Below are 19,950 nucleotides of genomic sequence, written 5' to 3'. Positions count from 1 at the left end.
GAGCCATGAGCACAATTAAAGTAAAGGTCAACGGCAAGCTGGTTGAAGCCAAAGTGGAGGGCAATATGCGCCTGTTGGATCTGGTCCGCAATACATTGCGGCTGACAGCCACAAAAGAAGGCTGCTCCATTGGGGAATGCGGCGCGTGTACGGTCATTATGGACGGTAACGCGGTCTGCTCCTGCCTGGTACTGGCAGAGCAGTGCGATGAGGCGGAAATCACCACCCTGGAGGGGCTGAACGATAATCCTGTCACGCAGAAATTGCAGGAGGCATTTGTTGAAAAAGGCGGTGTACAGTGCGGCTTTTGTACGCCGGGTGTGCTGGTCAGCACCACCGCGCTGCTGGAAAAAGAACCGCAGCCCAGCGACGAACAGCTTAAAGATGTACTGGAAGGAAATATCTGCCGCTGTACCGGCTATCAGCCTATTCTCGACTCCATTCACCACGCGTTAAAATCCTGAACGAAATAAAAACGCCGGGCGGTATCACACCGCCCGGCCCACCCCAACGCGACAAGAAGTTCCCCAACGCTTAGCCCACCGCGCTTTCCCGCAGCCGCGCCTTCAATTTGCGATACTCATCCACTACGTACTGCTCGGCGGCCTGTTGGTCAGCAATCGGCTCAACGCGAACGGCGCAATACTTGTACTCCGGCGTTTTGGTTATCGGGCTAAGATTCTCCGTTACCAGCTCATTACAGGCACCAATCCACCATTGGTATGTCATGTAAATTGCGCCTTTATTGGGCCGCTCGCTGACTTTTGCACGGGTGATAATGCGCCCCTTGCGAGAGTTCACCCACACTAGCGCTTCATCAACAATACCCAGCCGTGCGGCATCCAGGGTGTTGATTTGCGCATAGCCTGGCTCATCGGCCAGGGTCGACAGTGCAGAACAGTTGCCGGTCATCGAACGGCAAGAGTAGTGGCCAACCTCACGCACCGTTGAAAGCACCATCGGAAACTCGTCGCTAAGTTTATCGAGGGGCGCAACCCAGTCGCAGGTAAAGAACTGCGCCAGGCCGTTCGGCGTCGAAAATGCCTCTTTAAACAGATAAGACGTCCCCTGGTCCGTATCCGACTCATCACGGCATGGCCACTGCAGGTAGCCAAGTTCGCCCATTTTCTCGTAGGTAGCACCGTAGAAATCCGGGCACAGATGCCGCAGCTCATCCCAGATTTCCTGAGTATTGTTGTACTGCATCGGGTAGCCCATCCGGGTGGCAATTTCACTGATAATCTGCCAGTCGGTTTTGAGATCCCACTCTGGCTCCACCGCCTTAAAGAAGCGCTGAAAGCCTCTGTCCGCCGCAGTGTAGACACCTTCATGCTCGCCCCAGGACGTGGAGGGCAGAATAACATCGGCCGCCGCTGCCGTTTTAGTCATGAAAATATCCTGTACGATGACCAGCTCCAGCGTCTCAAACGCCTTACGCACCGCCGAAAGTTCGGCGTCGGTTTGCAGCGGATCTTCCCCCATAATGTAGGCTGCTCGCACTTCGCCGTGTTCAGCGCGATGCGGCAGTTCACTGATGCGATAGCCCGTATGGGCAGGTAAGCTTTCTACTCCCCATGCCCGGGCAAACTTTTCTCTGTTTTCCGGAACCTTAACGAACTGATAGCCAGGGAAAGTATCAGGTAACGCGCCCATATCGCAGGCGCCCTGAACGTTATTCTGCCCACGCACAGGGTTAACGCCCACGCCCGGTTTACCGAGATTGCCGGTTAAAATAGCCAGGCTTGTTAACGATCTTACTGTTTCAACACCTTGATAAAACTGGGTCACCCCCATTCCCCATAGAATGGTGGCGGACTTAGCCGTGGCGTACAGTCGAGCGCAGGTGCGAATTTCTTGCGCGCTGACTCCGGTAATAGCCTCAACGGATTCCGGCGTATAGCCCGCCACGATTTTACGATATTCATCAAAACCTTCAGAACGCTGGGCAACAAACGCGTTGTCGTAGAGAGCCTCAGCAATAATGACGTGCCCAAGCGCATTAAGGAGCGCAATGTTAGAGCCGTTGTTCAGCGCCAGGTGCATATCCGCGATGCGAGCGGTTTCAATTCGCCGGGGATCGCAGACAATAATCTTAGCGCCGTTGCGTTTAGCATTCAGGACGTGATTTGCCACGATAGGGTGTGAATCTGCCGGGTTATAGCCGAAGATAAACACTAAATCGCTGTTATCAATCTCAGTGATGGCATTGCTCATTGCGCCGTTACCGACCGACTGGTGCAGACCTGCAACCGAAGGGCCGTGTCAGACGCGCGCGCAGCAATCCACGTTATTGGTGCCAATCACCGCCCGGGCGAATTTTTGCATCACGTAATTGGTTTCATTGCCCGTACCTCGGGAAGAACCGGTGGTCTGGATAGCATCCGGACCATACTTTTCTTTAATCTCGGTGAGGCGAGTAGCCACATAATCAAGCGCCTCATCCCAGGGTACGGACTCCAGCTTGCCGCCTCGGCGGCGGCGGATCATTGGGGTTTGCAGGCGCGGCGTCAAAATGCGGGTATCGTGGACAAAGTCCCAGCCGTAATAGCCTTTCAGGCACAGCGTACCTTGGTTATTTTTGCCCATCGCCGCTTCAGCGCGCACGATCTTCCCATTCTCTACCACCAGCTGCAGCTTGCAGCCTGCGGCACAGTATGGGCATACGGTGGTCACTTTTTTCATCATGGCCCTCCAGTTAACGGTAAATCTAAAACAACAGCCCAAAGCTAAAACGGCTGCTGACGCCAAAGGCGATGGCCTGCTGCACGGCGGGGATTGCCATCAATGCCAGCGCCAGCAGGGCGAGTAAGATCCGGCCTGGCATTATTTCCCCACGTTTTGCTGGGGCTGTTGCTCCCTCTGTACTTTGCGTAGCAGGAGCCACATGCGTACAGTACGCACGGCCATATTGCGCGCTGCGGCGCTAGGCGGAGCCGGATCGGGTTCCAGGGCATCGTGGGAGACTCGGAGTGGTACGCTACCGTTGAGCGTTAAGTTGGCAACAATGGCGGTCAAGGTGCCGATAGTTATCCCGCTGTGTAAAAACAGCTGCATCATGGGGGGGAACTGGCTAAACAGGTTCGGCACCAGCACCGGCATCATGCCGAGGCCAAGCGTTAATGCCACCACCATTCCGTTGTTGTTATTTCGATAGTTGACCTGGCCAAGGGTACGAATGCCGGATACCGCCACCATGCCGAACATCACGATCCCCGCGCCACCAAGCACTGGCTTAGGGATAAGCACCACCAGCGCGGCGAGTTTGGAAAATACGCCCATCAAAATGAGAATTACTCCGGAGACCGATACCACAAAACGGCTACGTACGCCGGTTAAGCCGATAAGCCCGACGTTCTGGGCAAAGGCTGCGTAAGGAAAGAGATTGAAGAAGCCGCAGATTGTAGTAGCTAAGCCGCAGGTATTAAGGCCGTTGCGTAGCATGCCTGAGTCCACTTTCTTACCGACAATGTCGCCGGTGGCCATCATGGAAGACATGGTTTCAACCATAACTACCACCATGACCATCGACAGCAGGGCAACCGGCACAATATGGAATTCCGGGCGCGCAAACTGCATCAGCTGTGGAAAGTGAATCCACGGGGTGACGTTAACCAGATGGAAATCGAGCGGCTTAAAAAAGCTCCATAAAATTGTGCCAATGATCAGCCCCACGAGCACGGCGGTATTTTTTACAACGCCGGTTGCGAAGGTATAAAGATTAAGAATGATGATTAGCGTAATAGCGGCCATCAGCAGTGAAAAAAGATCTCCAAACCCGTTCATGTTGCTGTTGCCGCCGCCAATCCAGCCACCGGCAACGGGCATAATCGACAGGCCAATCAGGGTAACAATGCCGCCCATGACGACTTTGGGGAAGAAGCGTATAAGACGGCTTATCCACGGAGCACAGCATAAAATAAAGATCCCGGAGACGATAACCGAGCCTGAAATAGTGCCGATTCCGTACTCTTTTCCGATCAGCACCATTGGAATCAGTGCGGCAAAGGTACACCCCTGAATTAACGGTAATCGACAGCCCAGCCAGGGGCGAATTCCTAACGATTGCACGATAGTGGCAGCCCCGCAGATAAACAGATCGGCGCTTATCAGCAAGATAATATGTTCAGCGGGTAAACCGACGGCATTACCGACCACTAATGGCACGGCCACGGCACCGGCGTACATCACCAGTACGTGCTGCAGGCCATAAAGAACCATTTGTGTAATAGGTAGAACCTCATCGACTGGCTCGGTTGATGTCGTAGCGTTTGAGGCAGGAATGGCAGAGTCTTTCATGAAGTAATTATCTCCTGTACGACTTCGGCTCTCGTTCGTATAGGCGGAGAGGAAGTTACGATTCGAAGGCAGATGCCTCCCTGAGCTGATGTCGCCATCAGCAAATTGCGCACACGACGTTATCTATGCGTAAGCTGTGCCAAAAATGCAGGGTTTGGTTGCAGATGAATATATTTGTGAATTAAATCACGGCGGATGAGCTATAAAGGATGGGCAGGCAATGAGGGGTAAACACAGGCGACGCGTGGAATATCACATTGAGATAATTTATCTCTCATATTGGTAGTCAGTTAATATCGGGGCGATAATCTAAAGAGCACGGGGGGATCTCAATATACTGATTTTTTTGTTGTTAATCATTTTGTTGACACATCTCTCAAAAATAAATCCATTCTTCTTAAAAGCAACAAATGCGTCTGAAAATTGCATCGTATCCCTTGAGGTATTTATTGAATAATAAAAGGGAAGCAAATGAACAGATTTATTGTTGCCGATGCCACGAGCTGTATTGGCTGCCATGCCTGCGAGGTTGCCTGCGTGACGGCTCATCACCAGGACAGATGGCCGTTGAAGCGGGCGGATTTTCAGCCGCGGATCCACGTTGTTTTCCACCGTAAAGAGAGCAATGCGACAACCTGTCACCACTGTAACGATGCGCCATGTGTCGCATCCTGCCCAACCGACGCGCTCTCTTTTGTTAATAACAGCATTCAATTAAAGCAAGAGAAATGCATTGGCTGTAAGAGTTGCGCGATCGCCTGTCCCTTTGGCGCCATCGAGATGGTGTCTGCCGATGACAGCGCCCCGCAGCTGGCGCAAAAATGTGACTTGTGCAGCGAACATCCCACAGGAAAACCTGCCTGCGTCAGCGTTTGCCCAACACAAGCGCTGCGCCTGATGGACGATGCCGAATTAGAAAACCTACGCAGTAAGCGGCAAATCCGAAGCGTACAAGGGCAGGCGGCGCAGGTTCGTCAACCTGGTCGCCGGGAAACATTTATCAGCAAACCACCTCGCGTGGGAGCAAAAAAAGTAGAAGCCGGCATTCGCAAAACGCAATTCGAAGAGATCTATTACGGGCTTGGCAGTCGTGATGCTGAGTATGAAAGCGATCGCTGCCTGCACTGCGCACAAAAAGCCTGGTGTAACTGGACATGCCCGCTGCATAACTCTATTCCCGACTTCATCAGGCTCGTAAATGAAGAGAAGATTATCGAGGCGGCTGAATTGTGCCATCAAACAAGTTCTTTGCCGGAAATCTGTGGCCGCGTTTGCCCGCAGGATCGCCTGTGCGAAGGGGCTTGTACGCTGAAAAATGAGGGTGGTTCGGTGACCATTGGCAACCTGGAGCGCTATATCACCGACACCGCGCTGGCGTCGGGCTGGCGACCTCAGATAAGTGATATTGTGCCGCGTAAAGAACGTGTGGCGATTGTCGGTGCGGGTCCTGCCGGGCTGGGATGTGCTGATATTTTGGCTCGCGCTGGCGTTCAGGTTGATGTCTTTGACAAACATCCAGAAATTGGAGGATTACTCACTTTCGGTATTCCACCGTTCAAACTGGACAAAGGTATTCTGGGCGTCAGACGAAGCATTTTCAGTGAAATGGGCATCCGTTTTCACCTTAATCATGAAGTTGGGCGCAATATACAATTTAACGACCTGATGGTGAACTATGACGCGGTATTCCTTGGCGTAGGTACCTACGGCCTTATGGCGGCGGGACTGGAGGGTGAAGATGCTCCCGGCGTAATTCAGGCGTTGCCATTTCTGATTGCCAGCACTCGCGAAGTGATGGGGCTGGAGGAGAACGAGGAATACCCGATGATCAACATTAAAGATAAACACGTTGTGGTGCTTGGCGGTGGTGATACCGCAATGGACTGCCTGCGTACCGCAATACGCCGTGGGGCTGCGAGCGTCACCTGCGCCTACCGTCGCGATGAGCTGAGCATGCCGGGCTCGAAAAAAGAGGTAGTTAACGCCAGAGAAGAAGGCGTTGAGTTCCAGTTTAACGTGCAGCCTCAATACATCCAGCGCGATCGCAAAGGCAAGGTAACGGCGATCGGCATGATCCGTACCGAGATGGGTGACCCGGGTCCTGATGGCCGCCGTCGTCCGCGGCCTGTGGCGGGTTCCGACTTTGAGCTACCCGTTGACGTACTCATTATGGCATTCGGTTTTCAGGCGCATGATATGCCGTGGCTGCGTGGTCACGGCGTGCAGCTTGACCGTTGGGGGCAGATTTGCACCGGCGGGAAAGGGCGCGGCACAACGCAAACCAGTAATGACAAAATCTATGCTGGTGGCGATGCGGTACATGGTGCGGACCTGGTGGTCACGGCGATGGTTGCCGGCCGGCAGGCGGCCAGTGAAATGCTGGCGATGTTTAAGGGCAAGGAGGGAGCATGACCAGCTTTATTCTGGCCGATTCGGCATCCTGTATTGGCTGCCGTACCTGTGAGATCGCCTGCGCTATGGAGCACGTTACTGAGGACGCGGCGTTTCGGCCGCGACTCAAAGTGCTACGCCTCGATACCGTAAGCGTGCCGGTGATGTGCCATCAATGTGAAAATGCCCCCTGTGTAAGCGCCTGCCCGGTGGCAGCGTTAACGATGGGAAGTGAGCGTGTCGAAGCCGAAGATTCACGCTGTATTGGCTGCCAAAGCTGTGTGGTAGCGTGTCCGTTCGGGGTAATCAGCGTGGGCGTTAATCCCGAGCAAAAGACGGCAACTATACTCAAGTGCGACCTGTGCAACGGCCGCGAGCGTGGTCCGGCGTGCATTGATGTTTGTCCGACATCGGCATTAAGTAAGATGGGGGAGCAGCAACTGAGGGAAATGCAAAAGCAGCGCGAGTGTGCTGCGGCGAGTCTGTTTCTTCGGTAGTGAGTTATGCCCGGAACAATATCCGTTCCGGGCGCATGATCCGGCGCCTCAGGCACCGGGTAAATAACGCTTAATCAAGGCAGGGAGTCCATTCGCCGCCACATTTTCGCCGCCACTTTTTGTGCTTCAGCAAAAACAGGTGCGCAGTCAAACATGAACTGTCGGTCTTCATACACCATCTCACCGTTAACCATCACGCTGTGGACATGGTTTGAGCCCATGCCAAAGGCAATATGCCCGGCGATGTTTTCTGCGATGAGCGGCGTTGGTGGCAGGTAATCGATAATCGTCAGGTCGGCCTTGTAGCCAGCCTCAATGCGGCCAAATTTGGCGTTGAAGTTGCGGCTAAGCAGGGCGTTTCCGTTGCTGAGGGCACGGGCAAAACTGTCTGGCCAAAGAGGGCCGCCGGCATCGCGATGTTTGAAGAAGGCAAATTTCATCTCCTCAAACATATCTGAACCAATACCATCCGTACCCAATGCCAGATTCCGCCAGGCGCCAAGCTTTTGGTTGTAGCCCACATGGTTGTTCATATTAGAGCGTGCGTTGTGTACCAGGAAACCATCACACTCATTGAGTAGCGCGATGTCGGCATCGGAAAGATAGAGACCGTGCGCGACCAGCGTTTTACTGTTAAGCAGATCATATTCGGCCAGCCGTACCAGTAAATCTTTTCCGTAATGATGGTGACTATGGGACACGTCATAACGGTCTTCCGCCGCGTGAATATGTAACCCGCGGCCGGTTGCTTTTATGGCCTCACCAAGCATCGAAAGCCCCTCATTACTGAGGGTGAACGGGGCATGTGCGCCAATATGTGCTTCGACCAGATAGGGCTCAAGTCCTGCCTCACGCGCCCGGTCAATCTCACATGCAAAACGCATGTTCTCCTCCACGCCTGCCTGCAGCTCTTGCGAGCCGCCGTTGCGGTCAGTGGTTTCAAAACAGGTCATGCCGCGTAATCCTGTCTTCAGAAAGGCATTGCGCAGTTGGCTGAGAGATCCGGCGATATAGTCAGGGGATGCATGATGGTCTATTACCGCCGTGCAGCCACTGCGAATTGCTTCGAGGGCGCAAATCAGCCCGCTGTAGTATAGCGACTCCTCATCTAACGCACGGTCCAGCCGCCACCACAGGTTTTTCAGCGTCGAGATAAAGTCCGGGCTGGGGGCAATATTTGCCTGAATACCACGCGATAATCCTGAGTAGAAGTGGTTATGGGAACAGACCATTCCCGGCATCACTAAGCGACCATGCATGTCTTTAATATTGGCCTGTGGAAATGTACTCCTGAGGTTGCTCCCTACGGCGATAATTTCATCGTTTTCGATGGCGATGTCGATATTCTCACGCACCATCGCCGGATAAATCTGTGCAGCTGTGGCGTTTTTCAGAATTAAGATACTCATGCTTCAACGACTCCCAGCAGGTAATGATGGTGACGGTGGATGTGGCTGATGATGCGGCACATATCATCCAACTGAGGCGGTATCCTGGTAAACTGCCCTCGTTCATCAAGAGTTAACAGCCAGGTCCGTTCCTCCTGGCGGATATGCACGCGGTTGCCTTCAACCAGGAACCCCGGATTGCTGCTGTTGTTGAAGTCCTGAGGCAGGCTAAAGACGGTAATTTTGTCTTTGTATGGCTTGCCTTGCCACGGACAGAACTGAGCGCAGTTGCCGCATTCGTTGCAGTAAGCATCGAGGTGTAGAGTTTGATACCTGTTCTGGAAGCCGGGTACGGCAATAGAAACATTGGCGCGGTTCGGGCAAACGTCGACACATTTGCTGCACACATAATTACATTCCAGGCAGCGTGCAGCCTCCTGGGCGGCAAAGGCATCGCGGTCGTCTTTATCCGCCTGCGCCACGACGATGGTGCCTTTGCGACGATAGACTTCCGCAGGATCGACGTTATTCCAGCGCTTTTCACCGTGATGGCTGCGAATGTTCTCCCGGGCCAGAATGGTGTCGGTGGCGCGACGAGCATTGCCGATGGCGGAAACAATGGAGGAAGGGCCGCGCTGGACGTCGCCAATCAGGAATACGCCAGAATGACGAGTTTCACCGTCGGCGTTAACTTCTGGCCAGCCGTGTTCATCCAGCGGAATGCCCATCGCAGCCAGCGCTTCGCCGTCCTGCTGTTCGCCTACGGCAGTAATCAACGTGTCGACCTGCAGGGTACAGGTTTCTTCGGTTTCAACCGGGCGACGGCGACCTTTGTCGTCCATTTCACCCAAAGCCATAACGCGCACGGTCAGCGTACCGTCGGCGTCGAACTGTTCCGGGTTATTGAGGAACCGGAACGCTACGCCATCATGTACCGCTTCTTCGTACTCTTCGCGCCACGCGGGCATCTCTTGCTGAGAGCGGCGGTAAATCACGGTCGCTTTTTCTACGCCGGGTACGCGGAGCGCAGCACGGGCACAGTCCATCGCGGTATTCCCGGCGCCAACGACAGCGACATGTTTGCCGAGATGGAGGTTATCTCCACGGTTAAATTCACGCAGGAACTGAAGCGACTTATGCACGTTCTGGTTATCGCCGTGTAGCTTCACGCCGCTGTTTTTATCGGTTCCTGTGCCGATCAGTACGTAGCGGAACCCCTGTTGTTGAAGCTTTTCGACACTCAGGTGTGGGTCGCATCCGTAAACGATGTTAACGCCGTGGTTCACAACAAAATCAATATCTTGCTGGATTAGTTCGCCGGGAATACGGAATTGCGGAATGATATTACGTACTACGCCACCGGCATTAGTTTCCCTCTCAAATAATGTGACACTGTAACCTGAGCGGGCGAGGAAGTACCCCGCGGCCAGCCCGGCCGGGCCCGCCCCAATCACCGCCACCGGGTGCCGCATCCCGGAGCCCGCAGGTTTATGCCAGCGCTGCCGGTATTCATTCCAGCCTTTTTCGAGGGCGATTTTTTTCATCTCGCGGATGTTCAGTGCGCTATCGTAATCCAGGCGGGTACAGTTGTACTGGCACTGGTGATCGCAAATATGGCCGGTGATCGCCGGCAGCGCGTTACGCTGGTAGATAAGCTCCAGGGCATCGGCATAGCGTTGTTCACCCATCAGCCGAATGTATTCCGGAATGTCCTGCTTGATGGCGCAGGCGGTAACGCAGGGGGCGACATAACAGTCGGTCACCGGTAATTTTTCGCCCACGTCGATGCGGTCGTCCGGTTTCCACTGTTTCTGGGTATACGCCATGCTAACGGCTTTCTCTGCCAGCGCATTCAGTCGGACAACATCAACCTGCGTCATATTCCAGCCATCGGACTGCTCCAGCTCACGCAGACACTCGCTCAGGCGCAGATAACCGCCCGGTTTAAGCAGATCCGTTGCCATTGTGATGGGGCGAATACCGGTTTCGAAAATTTCGCGGATATTAAGCTGGTTCGCCCCCCCGGAATAGGAAATAGGCAGTTTGCCGTCAAATTCGCGGGAAAGCAGGGCAGCGACGTTGATAGAGAGTGGGAACAGGGCTCGCCCGGACATATACATTTCATCGCCCGGCAGCGCGCCTTTGTTGTTCACCGTGCCCAGCGTGTTGGTCAGCTTCACGCCGAAGCCAAGGTTCTTCGTTTTCGCTAACTGCATCAGGCGTTGCAGCATCTCCAGCGCCTGGCCAATTTTCAGGTCATGATCAAATGATTCTTCATTAAGGCCAATGTAATCAAAGCCGCAGCTATCGAGTATTTCACGCACACGTGGATAGCCCAGCAGCGTTGGGTTGAGCTTCACAAAGGTATTAAGCTGTTTGTCTTCCAGCATATAGCGGCAAATCGCTTCGATTTCGTCCGGCGGGCAGCCGTGCATTGTCGATAGCGTAACGCCATGAACCATATCTGCCGGGATACACTGGCTCAGCGTCTTTAGTTCAGGCTGCGGATAACGGGCGCAGAAGTCGGTATTGTGCAGCCAACGGTTGAGCGTTTCACGGTATTGCTCAAATTTTGGATGGCCGGCGGCGTTCATCATGTTATCGATAAACTGCCGCATCGCAGGTTGTTTAATGCCGTCCAGGTTGTAGCCGACGCTCATATTGAAAATAAACGATTTACCTTCTTTCACCGGCGTTAGCGGCAGCACTTTCTCCAGCAGATGCAGGATAAACCAGGCTTTCAGATATTCATCCCACGCCTTCAGAAGCGTGAATTCCGTCGACCATTCGGTGTTAAAGCATTCATCTTCCGCATCGATACAAGGTTTTTCCAGTTCCAGCCGGTCGAGGATTTGAACCGTTTTCAGCTCAATAAACCTCCCGCCGGTCAGCCAGGCGGTAATAATGTTTTGCGCCAGCTGAGTGTGCGGCCCGGCAGCAGGGCCGACAGGGGTTACACACGTCTCGCCAAAAACACTCAGGCGCTGTTGGCTGGCGGGGGAATAAAACTGCTGTTCTGGAATACCGAAGATAGACTGGTGATTGTGGTATTCATCAAAAATGCGCGTCAATAAATCCTCAAACGGAATGGGGCGCATGATATCTCCCATAATCCTCTCCTTAGGCTGACCTGTTAAATCGAATAAGCCGGAGAACCGGCGGTTAGGGAGAGGAGTAGCAACAATCACACCAGGTATTTTTTATATGATTGAGACGGCAAAATATTGTGAGTGAGATCTAATGTTGTTTGGGGTTTGTGAACCAGAGCGGGGCGCGGAAATACGAATTAAAATCACTTAATAAAATCTTTTTCCCCTATTTCTCAAAAACAATACTTACCTATCAATATGATAATTTCACTGACGGTTGGGGGGCTTTTGATAATGCTGCAGGCGGCTGAAGTCTTCTGGTGTGTCGACATCAAAAATAATTTCAGGATAATCCAGCGCTATAATTTTATGCTTGTTGGCCAGCAGGGCGCAACGAACTGACTGCCCGCTATAGTGTTGTAAACATTTCTGCAAAATATCACGTTTCGCCAGAATTGGGTGGCCCGGCGTCCCCTGGTACTGAGGCAGTAATGCGCCATTAATTCGTTGTTCCCACAGTGAGTCGAATACGTTCCGATGCAGGCAGGGCAAATCTCCCAGGCTAATGAAGCAATAATCTGCCGCGGCCTTATTTACGCCCACGGATACCGATGAAAAAAGCCCTTGTTGATAATCTGGATTATGAACAAGGGTAATGCCGGGTTGTCGAAAATATCGAGCTTCAAGCTCTTCATGGCGATGACCTGTCACCAGAATGATATGCGAACAAAATTGCTGCGCATTTTTAATGCTTGCGTCAAGTATTGTGCCACTGTGCCAGGGTAACATCATTTTCCATTGGCCCATGCGTGAAGAAAGGCCTGCAGCAGGAATAATACAGTCGACTTGTTTCATATCCCCTTCAACATTATGGAGTCGTCAAAACACAATGGAAAATATACCTCATGCAGGCGTACTTTTTTGTGATTTAAACGTCACCGTCGGCCCGTTGCTAATTTCTGCCGTTGGGGCGGGAGGGAAAACCAGTACTTTATTATGGCTGGCGAGGGTATTGCAGCAGGCAGGGCGACGAGTTCTGCTAACAACCACCACTCATATGTTCCTGCCGCGGCACCTGCCGGTTACCTTCTGTCGCGATCCCCTGGCTTTACCCGCAGAGGTATGGCAAAGCCCTCTGCAAGCTTGTTTTTCAGCCTGGTTGCCGAACGTGGGCAAGGTCAAAGGTTTTACGCCCGCGCAGCTTGATGCCTTGCTGGCTGCAGGTAATGTTGACGTTGTGCTGGTAGAAGCGGACGGTGCTCACGGTTTTGCCATAAAAGCGCCAAATGAGCATGAACCTTGCATCCCATTATCCTGTTGTTGCGTAGTTGCTATCACGGGCGCTGGTATGCTTGGAAAAGCCCTTGGGCCAGCGACAGTGCATCGCTGGCCCTTTTTTTCCCGCATAACCGGTTCCTCCGAGGGTGACAGGCTGAATTGGCCCATGCTGCATCGCCTGATTCAACATCCACAGGGCGCGTTCAAAGGAACACCGCCGGGTTGTCGACGCATCTGGCTGCTTAACCAACTTTCTCAAAATGAGAATTTACAGGAAGGTGATCTGTTGACAGGCGGTGCGGTAGACGTGATATGGGCCGGGTCGGTACAGGAGAACCAGGCCATTACGCGCAGACGAGTGAGAAAGTGACTCCATTTCGGGGTAATGAAAGGATATCCATTTGAGGTTGTTATGAATATTTTCTCAGAAGCTGCAAGACTGGAAGAACAAAACCGTCCCTTTGCTTTGGCTCAGATTGTCGATAGCAGAGGTTCCACGCCACGGCATTCCGCTCAAATGTTGATCCTCGATGATGGCAGTATCCTGGGAACTATCGGAGGCGGCATGGTGGAGCGCAGGGTCATTGATGAAGCGCTTGAAGCGATTAATGAAAAAGCCGCAAGAATGTTTCATGGCCGTATGGTGAGAAACGGCAACGACGCCGTGGGCTCTGACTGCGGCGGTGCGATGTCGGTATATATCAGCGTTCACGGCCTGCGCCCGCGGCTGGTACTTATTGGCGCAGGGCACGTTAACCGTGCAGTCGCCCAAAGTGCCGCACTGCTGGGATTTGAAATCTCAGTGGCGGATATCTATCCGGAAAGTCTTAACCCCGCATTTTTTCCGCCGCTAACGCAGCTACTACATGCGGACACCTTCAGTGCTGCGGTAGAGAAACTGGCAATTCGCCCCGATAATTTTGTGCTGATTGCCACCAATAATAAAGATCGTGAAGCCTTAGACCGGCTTATAGCGCTGCCAGGCGCCTGGCTGGGGCTGCTGGCGAGCCAACGTAAGGTGCAGGTCTTTTTGCGCCAGCTGCGTGAAAACGGCGTGGCGGAAGAGAAAATTGCCCGATTACATGCCCCGGTGGGCTATAACATTGGCGCAGAAACGCCGAATGAGATTGCCATAAGCGTGCTGGCCGAGATTTTACAGGTTAAAAACAAGGCTCCAGGCGGGCTGATGATGAGCACGGAAATACCGTCCCGGCCGCTGCGGGTTGCGATCCGTGGCGCTGGCGATATCGCCACCGGCGTGGCGCTGCGGCTATGGCACGCGGGCTTTAAGGTCATCATGCTGGAAGTTGAAAAACCCACGGTTATCCGCCGTACCGTTGCGTTTGCTCAGGCGGTATTTGACGGTGAAATGACGGTTGAAGGGGTAAAAGCGAAACGTGTCTCTACGGTGCAGGAAGCGCTGCGACTAGCGGATAATGGCGCGATTCCGGTGCTTGTCGACCCGCTATGCGAATCCCTTCAGGAACTGCAGCCAGGCTGTGTGGTGGATGCTATCCTGGCGAAAGAAAATCTGGGCACGCACCGGGAACTGGCGCCAGCGGTTATCGCGCTTGGTCCTGGCTTTAACGCCGGGCAGGACTGTCACGCAGTGATTGAAACGAATCGCGGTCACTGGCTGGGGAAGGTCATATATGAGGGCCGGTCGCAGGAAAATACTGGCGTACCGGGGAATATCATGGGGCACACCTCAAGGCGGGTGATTCGCTCGCCGGGTGCGGGCGTAATGTGTTCCCGAGTGCAGCTGGGGGATATTGTCAGTGAAGGTGAGGTGATTGCTACCGTAGGCGATGTAGAGATCCTGGCACCGTTAAGCGGCATGGTTCGAGGCTTATTGAACGACGGGCTGGTGGTGGATACCGGTTTTAAGATTAGTGATATCGATCCTCGGGGCGAGAAGGCGGATTACACCAGCGTGTCGGATAAAGCCCGTGCGATAGGCGGTGGGGTGCTTGAGGCATTGATGACCTTAATGAATCAAAACGTGAAGAAGAATAAAACGTTACTGACGATGGCCTGATCTCGCTTTGTTAATTTGGCCGACACGATGTGTAATGTGTTGGCCAGATTAGTTAACCTACCCCTGAATGACGGTCCCTGTTTTACCCTCAATACCTTCTTTTGCTTTGCTCAATACGGTGATCAGCGCTTTGCGACCAGGGCGTGAACGGGCAAAAGAAGCGGCGGCCTCCACCTTCGGCAACATTGAACCTTTGGCGAAATGGCCTGCAGCAATAAATCGCTCGGCATCGCTCAGCGACAAATTATCCAGCCACTGTTCGTTTGGTTTACCGAAGTTGATGGCCACTTTTTCCACCGCCGTAAGGATTATCAGCATATCTGCGTCAATCATCGCCGCCAGCCTGGCACTGGCCCAGTCTTTGTCGATAACCGCGCTAGCGCCCCGCAGATGGTTACCTTCGCGGATCACCGGGATCCCGCCGCCGCCGGCGGTGATCACTACGTGGCAGGCATCCATCATCGCTTTAACCGTTTCTTTTTCAATGATATCAATCGGTTTTGGCGAGGCGACGACCCGGCGGTAGCCACGTCCGGCATCTTCTTTCAGCACATACCCCTTAAGGGAAAGCTGGTCTGCCTCTTCCTTGTTGAAAAACGAACCGATAGGTTTGGTTGGATTATTGAACGCCGGATCGTTGGCATCCACTTCCACCTGAGTAATCAGCGTCGCCACGGGAATATGCATATTGCGAGACAGTAACTCTTCACGCAGAGCGTTTTGGAGATCGTAACCAATATAGCCCTGGCTGAGTGCCACACAGACCGACATCGGCAGCATTGGCGTATGTGCATCGGTTTTGGCGGCGGCTTCGAAAGCCAGGTTAATCATCCCTACCTGCGGCCCATTGCCGTGGGTGACGACTACCTGATGGCCTTGAGCAATCAGGTCGACGATAGCTTGCGATGTTTGTTTTACGGCCTGCATTTGCCCGGCCAGATCCTCGCCTAAGGCGTTGCCGCCGAGGGCGAGCACAATTCTTTTACTCATGGATTCCTCACTTTAGGATGCATTGCCGCGCATTGGTAAATGGGCGGCGGAAAAGGGGGCTCGGCGGATAAAACGCCCCTGACCTGCGATGCCGGTGAAGCTGCCGTTATTAAAAATTATCCGACCGTGAGACAAAGTCTGGCGAATAGAGCCCTGACAGACAAAGCCTTCCCACGGTGAATAATCTGCGTTGTCGTGCAGCATTTCGTGGCGAATGGTCGTGGTTCGACGCGGATCGATAATCACCACATCGCCATCGGCTCCGGGAGCAAGTCGACCTTTTTGCGGCCACAGGCCAAAGAGTTTTGCCGGGTTAGCACTGGTGAGCGAGACAAAATGCTCAGGCGTTATTCGCCCGGTCATCACGCCGTGCGAAAACAGCAGCAGCAGGCGGTTTTCTACGCCCGGCAGGCCATTCGGACAGCGGCTAAAATCACCGCCGGAAAGATGCAGCCGCTGCGCCATAGAAAACGCACAGTGGTCGGTCGCCAGCACGTCAATTTGGCCCTCGGCAATGCCGCACCACAGCGCATCGTTATTGCTGGCATTGCGCAGTGGTGGGCTGAGCAGATACTTCAACGCATCTTCACGTTCGTAGCAGCGGTCATCCAGCAGAAGGTACTGCGGGCAGGTTTCGACCCACACCGGCTGGTGGCGCGAACGGGCAAGACGCAGATATTCCAGCCCCAGACCGTTAGAGAGATGCACGATATACAGCGGTGCATTACCCGCGAGCTGGGCGAGATTGATCATGCGGGCAATGGCTTCCGCTTCACATTCTAACGGACGGCTAAGAGCGTGATAGCGGGGGGCGGTGTTACCTGCTGCTAAAAACTCAGCGCGTTTGCGGGCTATTGCGGCATCATTTTCAGGGTGAACGGTGGCCAGAGCTCCGGCGCGATGCAGATGCCGCAACGCCTGAAGTACTTCATCATCGTTGAGTTTGTACTGGTAGGTGAGATAGAGCTTGAAGCTGCTGATCCCCGCTTCAACCATCATTGGAATTTCATCGAGGATGGCGTGGTTAATATGCTGAATCACGCCGTGAAAGCTGTAATCGATAACCGCTTTGTAGGCTGCGTAACCATGGTAGGTTTCAAGCTGATGGCGCAACCTGCAGCCCACCGGACCAAAGCCCATATGATCAACAATAGTGGTCGTGCCACCGCAGGCCGCTGCGCGAGTGCCGGTAAAGAAGTCGTCGCAGCTGCGGGCCAGCCCGGTATCAATATTGAAGTGAGTGTGAACATCAACGCCGCCGGGCATCACATAACATCCGCTGGCATCGATAATTTCGCAGGGCTGCTCCACGGTGATTTCGTCTATATCATCGGCAAGCTGGCTGACCAGGCCATTCTCAATCAGGAGGTCCTGTTTTGCCTGGCCGTCAGCGTTGACCACAATGCCGTTTTTAATCAATACGCGCATAGAGAACTCCAGACTCCCGCCGCGAACGACGGGAGGAATGACGGGGCAGAGCTACTCGGTTGCCAGCCAGCTCAGAGGGATGGAGGCATACATCGCAGCACAGGTCACCAGATGTGATTTCCAGGTTTTTTCATTTGGCGCATGGGCTTCAGGCTCTTTGCCAGGGCCAAAACCGATGACCGGAATACCGTGGCGGCCCATGATAGACACGCCGTTGGTGGAGAATGTCCATTTATCAACCACCGGCGCTTTGCCGAACAGACCTTCGTAGGCATTGCTCAACGCCCGGACGGTGAAGTGGTTTTCTTCAACTTTCCAGGTTGGGAAGTAGCATTCGGTTGGGTACACAAGGCCAGTCCATGACGGGCGATCGTAGTGATACATCGACACGGCTGCCCCCGCGTTTTGTACCGCCGGCAGGGCGCGTATTTCTTCCAGCGCCCCTTCCCATGTTTCCCCCCATGTCAGACGACGGTCGATAGACACCGCACAGCTGTCAGCCACCGCACAACGACTTGGGGAGGTAAAGAAAATTTCGGAAACGGTCAGGGTACCTTTGCCGAGGAACTCGTCATTACCCAGATTCTGTGAAAGCCCCTGCAACTCGTTAAGGATTGGGCCCATTTTGAAAATGGCATTATCACCGCGTTCTGGCGCAGAGCCGTGGCAGCTGACGCCCTGGACATCGACGCGAATTTCCATACGCCCGCGATGCCCGCGATAGATTTGACAGTCGGTTGGCTCGGTACTGACGACAAATTCCGGGCGGATACCGGACTGTTCAATGATGTACTGCCAGCACAGGCCGTCGCAGTCTTCTTCCTGCACCGTGCCGGTAACCAGCAGTGTATATTCGTCTTCCAGACCGAGATCTTTGATGATTTTCCCGGCATAAACCATCGATGCCATTCCGCCTTCCTGGTCAGACGCGCCGCGACCGCCAATCAGCTCATCGGTTTCCATCCCCTGATACGGATCAAAGCTCCAGTTTTTGACGTTGCCGATACCTACGGTATCAATATGCGCATCCATTGCCACCAGGCGCGGGCCGTGACCGATATAGCCCAGTACGTTGCCCATTGGGTCAATTTCTACTTTGTCGAAGCCGACTTTCTCCATCTCTTCTTTTATACGGTGAACGACGCGTTTTTCGTCGCTGCTTTCGCTCGGAATGGCAATCATATCGCGCAGGAAACGGGTCATGTCCTGCTGGTAGTGGTTTGCTTTTTCAAGAATCAATTTAAACGGAATATGCTTAGCCATGAATATGTTCTCCAGTTCTGAATTTGTTGTGCATTACAGTGCGGCCGGGTACTTACCCGCCCAGACGACTTCCCGATAGTGTTTCACGTCGGTGTCGCCTTCGGTGCTGATAACCAGCACGACGGAGTCGCTGCCCAGCTGCAGTTTGTTCATGAGCGCTTCGCGCTGAGGGTGGTAGTGGATAGCAGTCAATATGCCCAGGCCGACTGCGCCGGATTCACCGGAAATAACGCGAGGGTCCTGGCCGAGCGGGTTACCCAGCACACGCATTCCCAGAGCGGCGACCGAGTCCTGACAGGAGATAAATTGTGTAGAGCAGTTGCGCAGCAGTTCCCAGCCGAGCGGATTTGGTTCACCGCAGGCCAGACCGGCCATAATGGTGGCCATATCACCACCGACGTTAACGATCTGACCTTTAATGCCGGAGCGATAGATACAGTCGGCCAGTTCCGGCTCGACAATCACCGAATGCAGGTTACGGGCGCCGTATACATCAGCCAGATAGCCCAGCACGCCGCCGGCCATAGCACCAACGCCTGCCTGTAAGAACACGTGAGTAGGGTGGGGAATGCCCATTGCAGCCATTTGTTCGACGGCCTCATCGGCTAACGTGGCGTAACCCTGCATAATCCAGGTTGGAATTTTGGTGTAGCCATCCCAGGCCGTGTCCTGCACGACTTCCCAGCCGTTTTTCTGCGCGGTTTGCAGGGTGAAACGTACGGTATCGTCGTAGTTCATGTCGGTGACGATGCACTCGGCACCCAGACGCACAATGGCGTCAACGCGTTCTTGTGCCGAGCCTTTAGGCATATACACCACCGCGTTTTGCCCAAGCTGTTTAGCGGCCCATGCAACGCCACGTCCGTGGTTGCCATCGGTGGTAGTGGCAAAGGTCATCTTTTCGGTAATGCGCGTTTTAAGATCTTCGAGCGACAGATCATCGATATTCAGCTGATACTTTTCGCACAGCAGCCGGGCGATAGCATAGGAGCCTCCAAGCATCTTGAAAGCGTTGAGGCCAAAGCGCTGTGACTCATCTTTAACCAGGATTTTTCGCACGCCAAACAGCGCGGCCAATTCGTTCAGTGCATACAGCGGCGTCGGTTTATAACCCGCTATTTTTTGATGAAAATGCCGCGCCTGTTGTGCCTGTCCGCGGGAAAACAGCGGCGAGGTTTCACCTGTGAAAAACTGATTATCGGCGATATCCATTTTCAGTGAGAAAGCAGACATGTTCTGTCCTTATTCGTCATGATGATGAAACTGTAGAGCTGGCCCGTAGGCCAGCCGGA

At 53.7% G+C, this 19,950-nt stretch carries 14 protein-coding genes; 5 read left to right on the top strand and 9 right to left on the bottom strand.

Translation table 11 applies throughout. The features are described from left to right. The first annotated feature begins 5 nt into the window (after positions 1-5). Positions 6-464, top strand: a complete 459-nt coding sequence (locus JT31_RS01265; RefSeq protein ID WP_038472404.1) for a (2Fe-2S)-binding protein — start codon at positions 6-8, stop codon at positions 462-464. A gap of 70 nt (positions 465-534) precedes the next feature. On the opposite strand, the gene fdhF is transcribed toward JT31_RS01265, so the two are convergent. Further along, on the bottom strand, positions 535-2,682 hold the full coding sequence (gene fdhF / locus JT31_RS01260; RefSeq protein ID WP_081948216.1) for a formate dehydrogenase subunit alpha: 2,148 nt from the start codon (positions 2,680-2,682) through the stop codon (positions 535-537). 141 nt (positions 2,683-2,823) lie between these two features. Beyond that, positions 2,824-4,296 carry a nucleobase:cation symporter-2 family protein gene (locus tag JT31_RS01250; protein ID WP_038472399.1) on the bottom strand — a complete coding sequence of 491 codons (1,473 nt, stop codon included), beginning with the start codon at positions 4,294-4,296 and terminating at the stop codon, positions 2,824-2,826. A gap of 456 nt (positions 4,297-4,752) precedes the next feature. Between JT31_RS01250 and ygfT the strand changes: the two genes are divergently transcribed. After that, positions 4,753-6,708: a formate-dependent uric acid utilization protein YgfT gene (gene ygfT / locus JT31_RS01245; RefSeq protein ID WP_200882462.1), complete on the top strand. Its 1,956-nt coding sequence runs from the start codon at positions 4,753-4,755 to the stop codon at positions 6,706-6,708. Continuing rightward, the gene (locus JT31_RS01240) at positions 6,705-7,184 is read left to right on the top strand and encodes a 4Fe-4S dicluster domain-containing protein (RefSeq protein WP_038472393.1); all 480 of its coding nucleotides are present in this window, start codon (positions 6,705-6,707) and stop codon (positions 7,182-7,184) included. The genes ygfT and JT31_RS01240 overlap by 4 nt, the downstream gene beginning before the upstream one ends. A gap of 74 nt (positions 7,185-7,258) precedes the next feature. Here JT31_RS01240 and ssnA read toward each other — a convergent pair whose 3' ends face one another. From ssnA to JT31_RS01225, 3 genes are all read right to left on the bottom strand, one after another. Beyond that, the gene (gene ssnA, locus JT31_RS01235) at positions 7,259-8,587 is read right to left on the bottom strand and encodes a putative aminohydrolase SsnA (RefSeq protein WP_162473301.1); all 1,329 of its coding nucleotides are present in this window, start codon (positions 8,585-8,587) and stop codon (positions 7,259-7,261) included. A gap of 2 nt (positions 8,588-8,589) precedes the next feature. Then, positions 8,590-11,682 (bottom strand): putative selenate reductase subunit YgfK, encoded by a 3,093-nt coding sequence (gene ygfK / locus JT31_RS01230; protein ID WP_038472390.1) that lies wholly within the window; start codon positions 11,680-11,682, stop codon positions 8,590-8,592. Positions 11,683-11,928: 246 nt separating this feature from the next. After that, complete coding sequence (locus JT31_RS01225) at positions 11,929-12,516, bottom strand: NTP transferase domain-containing protein (RefSeq protein ID WP_038472387.1); 588 nt, start codon at positions 12,514-12,516, stop codon at positions 11,929-11,931. A gap of 34 nt (positions 12,517-12,550) precedes the next feature. Here JT31_RS01225 and yqeC point away from each other — a divergent pair, with 34 nt between their 5' ends. Next, a complete protein-coding gene (yqeC, locus tag JT31_RS22880) occupies positions 12,551-13,309 on the top strand; it encodes a selenium cofactor biosynthesis protein YqeC (RefSeq protein WP_071842914.1) in 759 nt (252 codons plus the stop codon). 42 nt (positions 13,310-13,351) lie between these two features. Further along, complete coding sequence (yqeB, locus tag JT31_RS01220; protein WP_038472384.1) at positions 13,352-14,977, top strand: selenium-dependent molybdenum cofactor biosynthesis protein YqeB; 1,626 nt, start codon at positions 13,352-13,354, stop codon at positions 14,975-14,977. A gap of 57 nt (positions 14,978-15,034) precedes the next feature. Here the strand turns inward: yqeB and arcC are convergent, their stop codons facing one another. The 4 genes from arcC to dpaL are packed head-to-tail and all read right to left on the bottom strand — an operon-like array spanning position 15,035 to position 19,891. Continuing rightward, positions 15,035-15,967, bottom strand: coding sequence for a carbamate kinase (arcC, locus tag JT31_RS01215; RefSeq protein ID WP_038472382.1), 933 nt, complete (start codon positions 15,965-15,967; stop codon positions 15,035-15,037). Between the two features lie 12 nt (positions 15,968-15,979). Beyond that, positions 15,980-17,395 carry a dihydropyrimidinase gene (gene hydA, locus JT31_RS01210; protein ID WP_038472379.1) on the bottom strand — a complete coding sequence of 472 codons (1,416 nt, stop codon included), beginning with the start codon at positions 17,393-17,395 and terminating at the stop codon, positions 15,980-15,982. Between the two features lie 51 nt (positions 17,396-17,446). Further along, positions 17,447-18,658 carry a YgeY family selenium metabolism-linked hydrolase gene (locus tag JT31_RS01205; protein WP_038472377.1) on the bottom strand — a complete coding sequence of 404 codons (1,212 nt, stop codon included), beginning with the start codon at positions 18,656-18,658 and terminating at the stop codon, positions 17,447-17,449. A 33-nt stretch (positions 18,659-18,691) separates the two neighbouring features. Next, positions 18,692-19,891 (bottom strand): diaminopropionate ammonia-lyase, encoded by a 1,200-nt coding sequence (gene dpaL, locus JT31_RS01200; RefSeq protein WP_038472375.1) that lies wholly within the window; start codon positions 19,889-19,891, stop codon positions 18,692-18,694. Positions 19,892-19,950: the final 59 nt, after the last annotated feature.

This window comes from Cedecea neteri, from assembly GCF_000757825.1.
In the GTDB taxonomy this organism is placed as follows: Bacteria; Pseudomonadota; Gammaproteobacteria; order Enterobacterales; family Enterobacteriaceae; genus Cedecea; species Cedecea selenatireducens.
This window is presented reverse-complemented; position numbering and strand designations above follow the sequence as displayed.